Genomic DNA, 13,404 nt, shown 5'->3' on the forward strand with positions numbered 1-13,404 from the left:
CCGTTTCAACTGGACCTACTGCGGCGAACCACTAAACAATACAGTCGCCAAAGATTTTCAGGCCATTGGCCACTGAACGAACCTTACACAACGGGAAGGACCCTCCTCATGAAGATGACCACCGAAGAAGCCTTTGTAAAAACGCTGCAAGCGCATGGCATCAGACATGCTTTCGGGATCATCGGCTCTGCGATGATGCCGATTTCCGATATCTTCCCTGCTGCAGGCATCACATTCTGGGACTGCGCGCATGAGATGACTGCCGGTATGATGGCAGACGGCTACACCCGCGCCACTGGTGAGATGTCGATGATGATCGCCCAGAACGGCCCCGGAATCACGAACTTCGTGACGTCCGTGAAGACCGCGTACTGGAACCACACCCCATGTCTGCTGGTCACACCGCAGGCCGCCAACAAGACCATCGGTCAGGGTGGTTTTCAGGAAATGGAACAGATGAACCTGTTTGCCGATTGTGTGGCCTATCAGGAAGAAGTCCGCGACCCGACCCGCATCTGCGAAGTGCTGGCCCGCGTGATTTCCAAGGCGCACCGCCTGTCCGGCCCGGCCCAGATCAACATTCCGCGTGATTTCTGGACCCAGGTCGTTGATATCGAAATCCCCGAGCCGATCAATTTCGAAGTCTCGCCCGGTGGCTCTGACAGCATCGCCAAAGCGGCTGAGCTGCTGTCCACTGCCAAGTTCCCGGTGATCCTGAACGGTGCTGGCGTTGTTCTGGCCGAGGGCGGCATCGAAGCCTCCCGCGTGCTGGCTGAAAAGCTGGATGCACCTGTATGCGTTGGTTACCAGCATAATGACGCGTTTCCGGGCAACCACCCGCTGTTTGCAGGTCCTTTGGGCTATAACGGGTCCAAGGCCGGGATGGAGCTGATCAGCAAGGCTGACGTTGTATTGGCCCTTGGCACACGCCTTAACCCGTTCTCGACCCTGCCCGGCTATGGCATTGATTACTGGCCCAAGGACGCAAAGGTCATTCAGGTTGACATCAACCCTGACCGCATCGGCCTGACCAAGAAAGTGACTGTTGGTATCGTCGGCGACGCGACCAAGGTTGCCAATGGCATCACAGCCGCACTGGCCGATGATGCAGGTGATGCAGGCCGTGAGGATCGCAAGAACCTGATCGCCACGACCAAATCCGCATGGGCGCAGGAACTGACCTCGCTTGATCACGAGCAGGACGATCCCGGCACCACATGGAACGAGCGTGCCCGTGCCGCCCGTCCTGACTGGATGTCACCCCGCATGGCATGGCGCGCGATCCAGTCTGCGATGCCGGAGGATGCGATCATTTCGTCCGATATCGGCAACAACTGCGCGATTGGTAACGCTTACCCAAGCTTCCCAACGGGTCGTAAGTATCTGGCACCAGGCCTGTTTGGCCCATGTGGTTACGGTCTGCCGTCCATCATTGGTGCCAAGATTGGCCAGAAAGACACGCCGGTAATCGGTTTCGCTGGTGACGGTGCGTTTGGTATCTCGGTCAACGAGCTGACTGCAATTGGTCGTGACGAATGGCCAGCCATCACACAGATCGTGTTCCGGAACTACCAGTGGGGTGCGGAAAAGCGGAACTCCACCCTGTGGTTTGACGACAACTTTGTCGGCACCGAGCTGGACATGAAAGTGTCTTACGCCGGGATCGCCAATGCCTGTGGTCTGAAAGGTGTGCAGGTTCGCACCATGGAAGAAACCACTGCGGCCCTGAAGGAAGCGATCAAGGATCAGATGGAAAACAACACAACCACCCTGATCGAGGTCATCCTGAACCAGGAACTGGGCGAGCCGTTCCGCCGTGACGCGATGAAGAAGCCCGTCAAAGTGGCCGGCATCAGCGCATCCGACATGGCAGCTGAATAAGCTTGCCATTTGACCTAGGCCCCGGACAGGCGGCCGCGTTGGGAGTAGCACTCTTTGGCGCGGCCTTTGTCCGGGGCTATTCGGGTTTTGGGTTCTCGGCGATCTTCATTGCCTTTGCGGCCCTGATCACAAACCCGCTTCCCCTTATTCCGGTGGTGTTTTCATGCGAAATGCTCATGACAGTCTTTCAGGCACGCGGGATCCGCGGCCATGTGGACTGGCGGCGCGTTTTCGCACTGCTTGCCGGGGCGGCGATTGTGCTGCCATTTTCGGTCTGGGCCATTCTTTCGCTGGGCGAAAGCACGGTCAGGCTATCCGTTTCCTTGATCGTCTTGACGATGTCGCTGGTCTTGCTGTCCGGCTGGACGTTGCAACGCACGATCAAAGCCCCCGGTCATATGGGCGTCGGTATGGTGTCGGGCCTATGCAACAGCGCCGGGATCGGCGGATTACCCGTCGCCGCCTTCATGACCGCGCAACCGATGCAGGCAGCCACGTTTCGCGCCACGATGATCGTCTATCTGACGGGGCTCGACCTGATCACCATGCCCCTGCTTTGGGCCGGTGGGTTAGTCACGTGGGAGACCGCGTTGGGCGTCGCCCTTGCCTTTCCGCTGCTGGGGCTGGGCGTCTGGCTGGGCGGGCGTCAGTTTCTGGCCGCTTCGCCTTCGACATTTCGTCGTTTTGCGGTGATGCTGCTTTTGGCGCTGTCCCTGCTGGGACTGGCGCGTGCAATGATGGGAATTTGACATGACATCACCGTTTATTTCCAATCGCGAGGCTGTGGCCCCGCAAGACCTGATTGACCGGGCAAAACGCTTTGGCGCACCCCGCGTGGCAATTGCCCGCGCCGGCTCACCCTTGCCGATGGAAGCCGCAGAAGACGCGACCAGGGCAGGCATCATGGTGCCTGTATTTGTCGGCGAGGCGGATATGATCCGCGCCGAGGCCGCAAAGCTGGATTGGGATATCTCCGGCTACGCCCTGCATGACACAACGGGCGAGGAAGAGGCGGGCAAAACCGCGGCCGCCCTGTGCGGCGCGGGTGAGGCTGACGTTTTGATGAAGGGCCAGCTGCACACGGATGTCTTCATGAAATCCGCCGTATCCCGCGATGCGGGTCTGCGCACCGGCGCCCGGTTCGTCCATATTTTCCACATCACCCATCCTGACGGCGGCAAGCCTGTCCTGATTTCGGATGCGGCGGTGAACGTGGCCCCCGATCTGACAACCCGCCAATCATCCATTGTTGAGGTCAAGAAACTGCTCAACCGGCTGGGCAATGATCGTCCCAAAATCGCGATCCTGTCCGCGACAGAGAGTGCTATTCCATCGGTGCCCTCGTCCATGGACGGCCAGGCGCTGGCCGAATGGGCCCGCGAGAATGTCGAAGATATTGACGTGTCCGGCCCATTGGCGTTTGACCTGATCATGTCGCCCCAGGCCGTCGCCACGAAGAAGATGACGGATGATCCTGTGGCGGGCAACGCAGACGCAATCATCGTGCCGGATATTGTGTCAGGCAATGCGTTGTTCAAGGCGTTTGTCTATCTGACCGGCGGCTGCGCGGCGGGTGTGGTGACAGGGGCCAAGGTGCCGATCCTGCTGACCTCGCGCGCTGATCCACCTGCGGCCCGCATGGCGTCCGCCGCATTGGCCGCAATCAGCTGTGGTTTGCCAAAATGATTCTTGTTCTCAACGCAGGTTCATCCTCGTTGAAGATCGAGGTGTTTGATGCCGCACTCAGATCCCTGATCGCGGGCAGCGTGACGAATTTGGGTACGGCTGGTGCGTTGAAACTGGGTGAGGCATCGACTGCCATTGAAACCCGCGATCACGCCCATGCTTTGGCGCTGATGCTGGCGGCACTGGCCGAGGCGGGTTATCCGCTGGCATCCTTCACGGCTGCCGCCCACCGTGTGGTGCATGGTGGCGCGATCCTGACCCAACCGGCCCGGGTGACCGACCCAATCATCAAGACAATCCAAAGCGTGATCCCGCTGGCGCCGCTGCACAATCCCAATAATCTTGCGGGTATCGACGCCTTGCGGGCGACCGCACCGGAGATGCCGCAATATTGCAGCTTTGGAACGGCCTTTCACGCAACCAACCCCGATGTCGCGATCCGCTATGCAATCCCCAAGACCCAACATGATGCCGGTATCCGGCGCTATGGGTTCCACGGGCTGTCATATGCCAACATGGTCGCCGATTTTGGCGATGCGTTGCCCGCTCGGCTGTTGGCATTTCATCTGGGCAATGGCGCCAGCCTCTGTGCCATCCGTGAAGGGCAGTCGATTGCGACCTCGATGGGGTATTCGCCGCTGTCGGGTCTGACAATGGGCACCCGGTCCGGCGATATTGACGGCGCAGCCGTCTTGCGGATGTCAAAGTCATTGGGCGAGGACGAAACCGACCGGATGCTAAATAAAAATAGCGGCCTCAAGGCGCTGGCGGGCGACAATAACATGAAAACCCTGCTAGAGCGTGATGACCCCGAGGCCCGTTTTGCGGTCGAACATTTCTGCTATTGGGCGGCCCGCAACGCGGGGTCCGCCATTGTGGCAATGGGCGAGGTGGATGCGGTCGCCTTTACGGGCGGAATTGGCGAAAACGCCGCCCCCATCCGGGACCGGATCATGGACCTGCTGGGCTGCTTTGGCGAACTGCCCGTGCATGTGATCACCGCTGACGAGGAAAAGCAAATCGCGCGGGATGCACTGACCCTGATGGCAGGAGGGCACTGAGTGATCGACCGGCTGCTGGATATCGTCAACCTGACCGGGCAGGAATTTGCGCTGTTGGCCGTGATCGTGCTTGTGGCGGGTATTGTCCGTGGGTTTTCAGGTTTTGCGCTGTCGGCCCTGATCATGGCCAGCGCCGTGATCATCCTGCCGCCTGTGGAACTGATCCCGATGCTGTGGTGGCTGGAACTTAGCGCCTCTGTCCTGATGCTGAAAGGCGGATGGGCTGACGCGGACCGGACCGCAGCAATCGGGCTTGTCATCGGGTCAACTGCAGGATGGCCGCTGGGTCTATGGCTGACACTCAGCCTGCCGGTCGAGACCTCCAAGATCATCGCGCTTGCGGTGATCATCACGCTTGCCGTGTCGCAGCTTTCCAAGCTGAAACTGCCGTTTCTGGCGACCAAGCCGGGCCTTTACGGCACCGGCATCCTGGCCGGGATCGTCAGCGGGCTGGCGCATGTGGGCGGCATGGTCGTGGCGCTATACGTGCTGGCCAGTGATGCGCCGGCCCGGCAAATGCGCGGATCGCTTGTATTGTTTCTGTTTCTGGGGTCGATCACCTCCATGGTGACCCTTCTGGCCTTTGGGGTGATGGATTTTTCCGGCGTCAGCCGTGGTCTGGTCTTTGCCTTGCCCACCCTGCTTGGGGTGTATCTGGGTCAAAAACTGTTCACCCCGGGTCTTGCCCAGTATTATCGGCCCTTCTGTCTGGTTCTTCTCTGCGCCCTTGCGGGTGCCGGACTGATCCGCACCACGCTTTCTTGAAAGGTAGCTAAATGTCACTTGATCAACCAAAGCTCGAGACATCCCCGAAAGTTTCCGACGAGGTGCGCAAGACGACCTGTTACATGTGCGCCTGCCGGTGCGGGATCAATGTGCATATGAAAGACGGCAAGGTCGCCTATATCGAGGGCAACAAGGACCACCCGGTGAACCGTGGCGTGCTCTGCGCCAAGGGATCTGCCGGGATCATGCAGCACAACGCCCCCTCACGGCTGCGCGCCCCACTGAAACGGGTCGGGCCACGTGGATCGGGTGAGTTCGAAGAAATCTCGTGGGATGAGGCGCTGACGCTTGCGACCGAATGGCTGGCCCCGGTACGGGAAAAACATCCTGAAAAGCTGGCCTTCTTTACCGGGCGTGATCAGTCGCAGTCATTCACATCCTTCTGGGCGCAAGGCTTTGGCACGCCGAACTATGCGGCCCATGGGGGGTTCTGTTCGGTCAACATGGCTGCAGCAGGCATCTACACGATGGGCGGGGCCTTCTGGGAGTTCGGCCAACCCGATTGGGAACGCACAAAGCTGTTCATGCTGTTTGGCGTTGCCGAAGACCATGACAGCAACCCGATCAAGATCGGCATTGGTAAGATCAAGGCACGCGGCGCGCGGATGATCGGGGTGAACCCGATCAGAACCGGGTATAACGCCGTCGCCGACGATTGGGTCGGCATCACGCCGGGAACCGATGGGCAGTTCATTCTGGCCCTGATCCACTGTCTGATGAAAGCGGGCAAGGTCGATCTGGACTATCTGGCGCGCTTTACCAACGCCTCCGTTCTGGTCAACGAAGACCCTGACAGCCCGCAATTCGGCCTGTTCCTGCGCGATGCGGATGGGCAACCACAGGTGATTGACCGCAATACAGGCCAGCTTGCACCATGGAATGGCCAAGGGGTCGAACCCGATCTGTCCGCCAGCTACCGCGATGCCGGGATCACGCACCGCCCCGTGTTTCACCAGATGGCAGATCGCTACCTGTCCGATGACTACGCCCCCGAGGCTGTGGCCGACAGTTGCGGCATCCCCGCCCAGCGGATCCGCGCCATTGCGGCCGACCTGGCCCGCGTCGCCTTTGACAAAGCCATCGAGGTTGATCAGTCATGGACCGATTTCCGTGGCAAGAAACACGACAAGATGGTTGGCCGGCCCGTCAGCTTTCACGCAATGCGTGGCATTTCGGCGCATTCAAACGGATTTCAGACCTGCCGCGCGTTGCATACGCTGCAGATCATCCTCGGCTCGGTTGAGGTTCCGGGCGGCATGCGCTTCAAGCCGCCCTATCCCAAACCTGCAACCGCACATCCCAAACCACATGGCAAGGTCACACCCGGTGCAGCACTGGATGGCCCGCATCTGGGCTATACGCAGGGGCCAGAGGATCTTTTGCTGCAAGAGGACGGGACCCCGACCCGGATCGACAAGGCCTATACCTGGGAAAACCCGATGTCGGCCCATGGCCTGATGCATATGGTGATCTCCAACGCGCATGCAGGTGTGCCTTACAAGATCGACACCTTGTTCATGTATATGGCCAACATGTCCTGGAACTCGTCGATGAATGTCGGCGGGGTTCACAAGATGCTCACCGACAAGGATGAAGACGGCAACTACGTCATCCCACATATCATCTATTCAGATGCCTACTCCTCCGAAATGGTCGCCTATGCCGATCTGATCTTCCCCGATACTACATATCTGGAACGGCATGATTGCATCTCTCTTCTGGATCGCCCCATCTGCGAGGCCGACGGGGTCGCAGACGCCATTCGTTGGCCGGTGGTTGAACCGGACAGGGATGTGCGCGGCTTTCAATCCGTGCTCTGCGAACTGGGCGCGCGCCTGCAACTCCCGGGTTTCATCAATGAGGACGGCAGCCAGAAATACGCGGATTATGCGGACTACATCACCAACCACATCCGACGCCCCGGCGTTGGCCCCCTTGCGGGCTTCCGGAACAGCGATGGCAGCGGCAAAGGGCGGGGCGAGGTCAATCCAGACCAGATCCAGAATTATATCGACAATGGCGGCTTCTGGCTGGAACACGTGCCGGACGAGGCAGCCTTCTACAAGCCGTTCAATGCGGCCTATCAGGACTGGGCCGTCAAAATGGGGTTCTACGACGCAGTACAGCCCTATATCTTCCAGCTTTATGTGGAACCATTGCGGAAATTTCAGGCCGCCGCAGAAGGGATCGGGACAATCCAGCCGCCCGAGCATCTGCGCGGTCAGCTGAAAGTCACAATGGATCCGTTACCTATCTGGTATCCACCCTTTGAGGATGCGCATGTCGATCCGGTTGAATACCCGGTGCATGCGCTGACCCAGCGGCCCATGGCAATGTATCATTCATGGGGAACCCAGAACGCGTGGCTGCGGCAAATCCACGGGCATAACCCGCTTTATGTCCCAACCAAGATCTGGGAGGCCAACGGGTTCAAGGAAGGCGACTGGGCCAAGGTCTCCTCGGTCCACGGATCCATCACCGTCCCGGTGGCGCATCAGGCGGCGCTGAACGAAAACACGGTCTGGACCTGGAACGCCATTGGCAAACGCAAAGGGGCATGGGCGCTGGATGAAGGGGCGACAGAGGCAACCAAGGGCTTCCTGCTGAACCACCTGATCCACGAACTGTTGCCGCCCAAGGGCGACGGGCTGCGATGGGCCAATTCAGACCCGGTCACAGGTCAGGCTGCCTGGTTCGATCTGCGGGTAAAAATCGAAAAATCCGCCATCCCGAACGAGGCGCAGCCGGCGATGCCAGCCATCAAATCGCCGGTTGGCCAGGGACCGGGCGAGTTGGATTGGAAGGTGGGCAAGTGAGCAACGCACAAGTCCTCCTGCTGATCGCGGCGTTTGTGACACTGACATTGGGCAGCTTCATCTGGTTCATCGTCACATGGGACGCAGACAACGAAAAATCCATCAGTCAGGCCGCCAGTCCAGCGACCCAATTCACTATCATCTCGCCAAAAATACTCGCGCCGCAGGCGATCCCAACGTTTGAAAGGGCCACCACATGACCCAACTGCCACCGAAATCCAGCAAAAAGCTGGGACTGGTCATTGATCTGGACACATGCGTCGGCTGCCACGCCTGCGTTGTCTCCTGCAAAGGATGGAACACCGAAAATTACGGCGCGCCGCTCTCTGATCAGCAAGCCTATGGGGCAAACCCATCGGGGACATTCCTTAACCGGGTCCATTCCTACGAGGTGCAGCCGGAACAGGGTGCCGCGCAGCTGATCCACTTCCCTAAATCCTGCCTGCATTGCGAAGACGCGCCCTGCGTCACGGTTTGCCCCACCGGGGCCAGCTACAAACGGGCCGAGGACGGGATCGTTCTGGTCAATGAAAGCGACTGCATCGGCTGCGGGCTTTGCGCCTGGGCCTGTCCTTACGGCGCGCGGGAACTGGACGCCAAGGAAGGGGTGATGAAGAAATGCACACTCTGCGTGGACCGGATCTACAACGAAAACCTCCCCGAAGAAGACCGACAGCCCGCCTGCGTGCGCACCTGCCCGGCCGGTGCACGGCATTTTGGCGATCTGGGTGATGCCAATAGCGATGTCTCGCAACTGGTGGCCGAACGCGGCGGCTTTGATCTGATGCCAGAGCAAGGGACAAAGCCGGTCAATAAATACCTGCCACCCCGTCCAAAGGACGAGATGCCGGAATTTGATGTCCTCGCCCCTTATCTTGAACCTGTGGCCAGTGACGGCAAAGGCTTTGTCGGCTGGCTCGATAAAACGCTGTCAGCCCTACCCGGAGGGACCGAATAATGCATCCCGCACCGTCCGTCATTATCTTCACCACCTTTTCCGGCATCGGTTTCGGGCTCTTGTTCTGGCTGGGGCTTGGGGCCATTGTACCAACCGGGTTTGGCGCATTCATCTGGTTTGCAATCGCCTATCTGTTTGCTGTCGGGGGGCTGCTGGCCTCGACCTTCCACCTTGGGCATCCTGAACGGGCGATCAAGGCATTCAGCCAATGGCAGACAAGCTGGCTTAGCCGGGAAGGGATTTGCGCGGTTGCAACCCTACTCATCATGGCGATCTACGGGGCCGGCCTTGTCTTTGCGGGTACGCGCATCGGCATTCTGGGCTTTCTGGGGGCGTTGGGGGCCGTCGGAACCGTCTTTACCACCTCGATGATCTACGCCCAGCTCAAGACAGTACCACGCTGGAAACACTGGACGACACCGGCCCTGTTTCTGGTCCTGTCCATCGGCGGCGGGGCACTGATGACGGGACAGATCTGGCTGGCCATCATCCTGCTGCTTGGGGCTGCTGCGTTGCAGTTCTATGCCTGGCAAACAGGTGATGGACGCCTGGCCGCATCCGGCACCAATATGGCATCGGCAACGGGTCTGGGCCATATCGGTCAGGTCCGGGCGTTTGAGCCGCCGCATACCGGCACCAACTACCTGCTGCGCGAATTCGTGCATCAGGTGGGGCGCAAACATGCGGCACAATTGCGGTTGATTGCGCTTGGGCTCGGGTTTGTGCTGCCGGTGGTCCTGCTGCTGCTGCCATTCAATCATGTCTTCGGGGTCTTGGCGGTTCTCAGCCATATCGCAGGGGTGCTTGCATTGCGGTGGCTGTTCTTTGCCCAGGCCGAACATGTGGTCGGGCTATATTACGGCAAGCGCTAAGGGCGTAGGATGGGTTTCAACCCATCCTGACCCTAGATATCCTGCGGGACACGCACGGTCAGCCCATTGCCCCGCAGCAGGGCCACGATTTCATCAACATGGGTTTGATCGCGGGCCTCGATGACAATCTCCAACTCAGCCTGTTTCAGCGACACGCTTTGCATCATGCGCTGGTGGATCACCTCAATCACATTGGCCCCGGCATCACCGATGATGGCTGAGATCTTGGACAATTGGCCCGGTGTGTCATCAATTTCAAAAATCAGCCGGGTGATGCGCCCATCACGCATCAATCCGCGCAGAATCAGCGTGGACAGCAGACGGCTGTCAATATTCCCACCACACACCACCAAACCAACCTTCTTGTCGCGATATGTGTCAAGATGCTTTTCAATCACCGCCAAGCCCGCCCCGGCGGCCCCCTCGGCCACAAGCTTTTCGTAAGAAAGCAAATCAAACACGGCCGTCTCGATCTCGGCCTCCGAGGCGCTGTCGACGCGGGCGACATGCGCGCGGATCACGGCCAGATTGGCCGCGGCCGGTTTGCGCACGGCAATGCCTTCGGCCAGCGTGCCACCCACAAAACTGGGGGCATCGCCACCTTCAAGATGGGCCTTTGCGGCGCCAAACAGATCAGCCTGCGCGCCGATGATTTCGATACCGGGTTTGATCGCCTTGGCCGCAATGGCCATCCCCGCGATCAACCCACCCCCGCCGATGGGCACGACAATCGCATCAAGATCAGGCTGCTGTTCCAGCATCTCTATCGCCACAGTGCCCTGCCCTGCCGCAACGACCGGGTCATCAAAGGGATGGATGAATGTCATTCCCTTCTGGGCCGCCAGATCCAGGGTGAATTGCACACTATCATCAAAGCCGGTGCCGTGAATGACGACCTCTGCCCCCAGATCACTGGTGCGCTTGATTTTATTGAACGGTGTGCCCTCGGGCATCACGATAACAGATTTCATCCCCAGGCGGGTCGCGTGATAGGCCACCCCTTGCGCATGATTGCCGGCACTGCAGGCGATCACGCCGCTGGCGCGGGCATCCGCTGACAAGGTCAACAGCTTGGCCAGGGCACCGCGGGCCTTGAACGCGTTGGTATGCTGCAAATTCTCCAGCTTGAGAAACAGATCAATGCCCAAATGGCGCGAGAGGCGGGTTGCCGGGACCACAGGCGTGCGAATGGTCGCCGGCCTGATTGCCGCATAGGTCGATGCAATCAGGTCAGCGTTCAAGACTACCATTGCGCCCTCTTGTCGCGGCGCCTCATGATGAGCGCCGCAATCACTGTTCTCAAAATTGCAGATCGCAGGCTTAGCTGCGGATGCGCTGCTCCGTTTCGGCGTCGAACAGATAGATCCGGGATTTGTCGATGCTGACGCCGACCTTTGCGCCCTCTTCCGAGCGGTTGTCGCCGCGCTCTTCGATCACGATCCGCTCGCCGGTGGCACCGGACAAGTAGACGAAGGACACACCGCCAAGGCTTTCGGTCATCTCGACAGTATGCGTGTCGCCAGCCGGATCGACCTCCAGATGTTCGGCGCGCATACCAACAATCAGCTTCTTGCCGCTATAGGCCGGTGCAACGACACCTTCGAATGCAGCCTTCATGCTGGGCACCGTGACCGTCCCGTCATTGGCAATTCCTTCGACGAAATTCATCGCAGGCGATCCGATAAAGCCTGCCACGAACTTGTTGTCAGGGTCGCGGTACAGTTCCATCGGGGCGCCGACCTGTTCGATATTCCCAGCGCGCAACACAACGATCTTGTCGGCCAATGTCATCGCCTCGACCTGATCATGGGTCACGTAGATCATCGTGGCGCCGATTTCCTTGTGCAGGCGCGCGATCTCGACCCGCATTTCAACCCGCAATTCCGCGTCAAGGTTCGACAATGGTTCGTCAAACAAGAACACTTCGGGGCCACGCACAATGGCCCGCCCGATCGAGACACGCTGCCGCTGACCACCCGACAGGGCCGATGGCTTGCGGTCAAGATATTGTTCCAGTTTCAGAATCCGGGTCGCCTCGGCCACCTTTTCCTGGATTTCGGATTTGGGGTGGCCATTCATCTTCAGGCCGAACCCCATGTTATCCTTTACCGTCATATGCGGATAAAGCGCATAGGTCTGGAAAACCATCGCCACGCCACGCATGGACGGGTCCATCCGGGTCACATCGCGGGTTCCGATATTGATCTGGCCTTCGGTCGTCTCCTCAAGACCCGCGACCATGCGCAGCAATGTGGACTTACCGCAGCCCGACGGGCCGACGAAGACACAGAACTCGCCATCTTTGATTTCAAGATCCACACCGTGGATCACCTGCACGTCGCCGTAGCGTTTGATGACTTTGTTGAGCGTCACACCTGACATGGCTTACATCCCTGCTGTTTCTTTTCGGTCGTAATGGGGGAAGCTCCAATTTTGAGCCTCTGTCGAAATCTTTTCGACGGTGTCCCGCAGGATTGGCACGTAGCCCTCTAACCCTGCGAGGTTCGTTCGTCTGGTTGTACTGGTCACCGATAGCGCGCCCAGCACCCGGCCTGTCTCGGACCGGATCGGCATCGCCACGCAAATAATGCCCGGCTCATGTTCTTCACGGTCGAACCCGTAACCATTGGCGCGGATATCGGCCAGTTCGGCGCGCAACTCTTCGGGGCCGGTCAAGGTGTTCGGGGTGAAAACGTGAAAGGATTGCTGGGCGATGATAGCGTCAATGACATCAGGATCCGAGAAGGCCAGCATGACCTTTCCAACCCCGGTGCAATAGGCGGGTCCGACCTTGCCGGCCTGACTGTACATGCGCACAGGCTGGCCTGCATTGCGCTTGTCGACATAAAGAACCTGCGCGTGATCAAGCTGGGCCAGGTGAACGGTTTCATCGACCGCCCTGCTCAGCGCCTCGACATGCGGGCGCGCTATCGGGGCCAATGTGGATTGTTCCCAGGCCGCATGCGCAAGGCGCACGAGCCGCAAGCCGGGCGCATAAGTCTGCCGGTCGGGATCAAAGGCCAGCATCTGCTGGTTGGTCAGCGCCTGCACCAATCTGTAAAGCGTGGGTTTAGGGAAAGGGGATTGCGACAGCAATTCACTAAAGCGCACAGGACGCCCGAAATCAGCAACCTGATCAAGCACTTCAAGTGCTTTCCCGACTGTGCCGTCACCGGTCACCCGTCCCATTAATCCTCCCCCGTCCGAAAGGCAGTCTTTGACACCGGTCTCCTCTCCGGTGCAGCCTTGGACTGTTGACAACGGTAGCCGAGTCGCGGTTTAGTATCAATATCCAAAACAAAGTTTCATATATTGAGACTTGTTTTGACCACGGAAGCATACTG

12 protein-coding genes are annotated in these 13,404 nt (G+C 59.2%); 9 read left to right on the forward strand and 3 right to left on the reverse strand.

What is annotated here, in order from left to right:
• Positions 1-108 precede the first annotated feature (108 nt).
• From xsc to AABB31_RS09140, 9 genes are read left to right on the forward strand one after another with little or no spacing between them, the layout of a single operon-like run.
• The gene (xsc, locus tag AABB31_RS09100) at positions 109-1,881 is read left to right on the forward strand and encodes a sulfoacetaldehyde acetyltransferase (RefSeq protein WP_342078448.1); all 1,773 of its coding nucleotides are present in this window, start codon (positions 109-111) and stop codon (positions 1,879-1,881) included.
• Entirely contained in the window at positions 1,878-2,630 is a 753-nt protein-coding gene (locus AABB31_RS09105; protein WP_342078857.1) for a sulfite exporter TauE/SafE family protein, read from the forward strand. Before xsc ends, AABB31_RS09105 begins: the two co-directional genes overlap by 4 nt.
• Before the next feature lies 1 nt (position 2,631).
• Complete coding sequence (locus AABB31_RS09110) at positions 2,632-3,567, forward strand: phosphate acyltransferase (RefSeq protein ID WP_342078447.1); 936 nt, start codon at positions 2,632-2,634, stop codon at positions 3,565-3,567.
• Positions 3,564-4,628, forward strand: coding sequence for an acetate kinase (locus tag AABB31_RS09115; protein WP_342078446.1), 1,065 nt, complete (start codon positions 3,564-3,566; stop codon positions 4,626-4,628). The genes AABB31_RS09110 and AABB31_RS09115 overlap by 4 nt, the downstream gene beginning before the upstream one ends.
• Positions 4,629-5,393, forward strand: a complete 765-nt coding sequence (locus AABB31_RS09120; protein WP_342078445.1) for a sulfite exporter TauE/SafE family protein — start codon at positions 4,629-4,631, stop codon at positions 5,391-5,393. It begins immediately after the preceding gene.
• 11 nt (positions 5,394-5,404) lie between these two features.
• Positions 5,405-8,230: a molybdopterin oxidoreductase family protein gene (locus tag AABB31_RS09125; protein ID WP_342078444.1), complete on the forward strand. Its 2,826-nt coding sequence runs from the start codon at positions 5,405-5,407 to the stop codon at positions 8,228-8,230.
• On the forward strand, positions 8,227-8,430 hold the full coding sequence (locus AABB31_RS09130) for a hypothetical protein (RefSeq protein WP_342078443.1): 204 nt from the start codon (positions 8,227-8,229) through the stop codon (positions 8,428-8,430). Before AABB31_RS09125 ends, AABB31_RS09130 begins: the two co-directional genes overlap by 4 nt.
• Positions 8,427-9,188 (forward strand): 4Fe-4S dicluster domain-containing protein, encoded by a 762-nt coding sequence (locus AABB31_RS09135; protein WP_342078442.1) that lies wholly within the window; start codon positions 8,427-8,429, stop codon positions 9,186-9,188. Before AABB31_RS09130 ends, AABB31_RS09135 begins: the two co-directional genes overlap by 4 nt.
• Positions 9,188-10,060 (forward strand): DmsC/YnfH family molybdoenzyme membrane anchor subunit, encoded by an 873-nt coding sequence (locus AABB31_RS09140; protein WP_342078441.1) that lies wholly within the window; start codon positions 9,188-9,190, stop codon positions 10,058-10,060. Before AABB31_RS09135 ends, AABB31_RS09140 begins: the two co-directional genes overlap by 1 nt.
• 32 nt (positions 10,061-10,092) lie before the next feature.
• Here the strand turns inward: AABB31_RS09140 and AABB31_RS09145 are convergent, their stop codons facing one another.
• From AABB31_RS09145 to AABB31_RS09155, 3 genes are all read right to left on the reverse strand, one after another.
• Positions 10,093-11,310, reverse strand: coding sequence for a threonine ammonia-lyase (locus AABB31_RS09145; RefSeq protein ID WP_342078440.1), 1,218 nt, complete (start codon positions 11,308-11,310; stop codon positions 10,093-10,095).
• Between the two features lie 70 nt (positions 11,311-11,380).
• Complete coding sequence (locus tag AABB31_RS09150) at positions 11,381-12,442, reverse strand: sn-glycerol-3-phosphate ABC transporter ATP-binding protein UgpC (protein WP_342078439.1); 1,062 nt, start codon at positions 12,440-12,442, stop codon at positions 11,381-11,383.
• A gap of 3 nt (positions 12,443-12,445) precedes the next feature.
• Positions 12,446-13,249 (reverse strand): IclR family transcriptional regulator, encoded by an 804-nt coding sequence (locus AABB31_RS09155; protein WP_342078438.1) that lies wholly within the window; start codon positions 13,247-13,249, stop codon positions 12,446-12,448.
• Positions 13,250-13,404: the final 155 nt, after the last annotated feature.

Origin of the sequence: Yoonia sp. SS1-5 (assembly GCF_038443705.2) — a bacterium.
GTDB lineage: Bacteria > Pseudomonadota > Alphaproteobacteria > Rhodobacterales > Rhodobacteraceae > Yoonia > Yoonia rhodophyticola.

Bases quoted from the DNA above. Each gene is read 5' to 3' on its own strand.
- AABB31_RS09110 (WP_342078447.1), top strand. From the start codon at position 2,632: ATGACATCACCGTTTATTTCCAATCGCGAGGCTGTGGCCCCGCAAGAC.
- AABB31_RS09135 (WP_342078442.1), top strand. From the start codon at position 8,427: ATGACCCAACTGCCACCGAAATCCAGCAAAAAGCTGGGACTGGTCATT.
- AABB31_RS09125 (WP_342078444.1), top strand. From the start codon at position 5,405: ATGTCACTTGATCAACCAAAGCTCGAGACATCCCCGAAAGTTTCCGAC.
- AABB31_RS09155 (WP_342078438.1), bottom strand. From the start codon at position 13,249: ATGGGACGGGTGACCGGTGACGGCACAGTCGGGAAAGCACTTGAAGTG.
- AABB31_RS09145 (WP_342078440.1), bottom strand. From the start codon at position 11,310: ATGGTAGTCTTGAACGCTGACCTGATTGCATCGACCTATGCGGCAATC.
- AABB31_RS09115 (WP_342078446.1), top strand. From the start codon at position 3,564: ATGATTCTTGTTCTCAACGCAGGTTCATCCTCGTTGAAGATCGAGGTG.
- xsc (WP_342078448.1), top strand. From the start codon at position 109: ATGAAGATGACCACCGAAGAAGCCTTTGTAAAAACGCTGCAAGCGCAT.
- AABB31_RS09150 (WP_342078439.1), bottom strand. From the start codon at position 12,442: ATGTCAGGTGTGACGCTCAACAAAGTCATCAAACGCTACGGCGACGTG.
- AABB31_RS09140 (WP_342078441.1), top strand. From the start codon at position 9,188: ATGCATCCCGCACCGTCCGTCATTATCTTCACCACCTTTTCCGGCATC.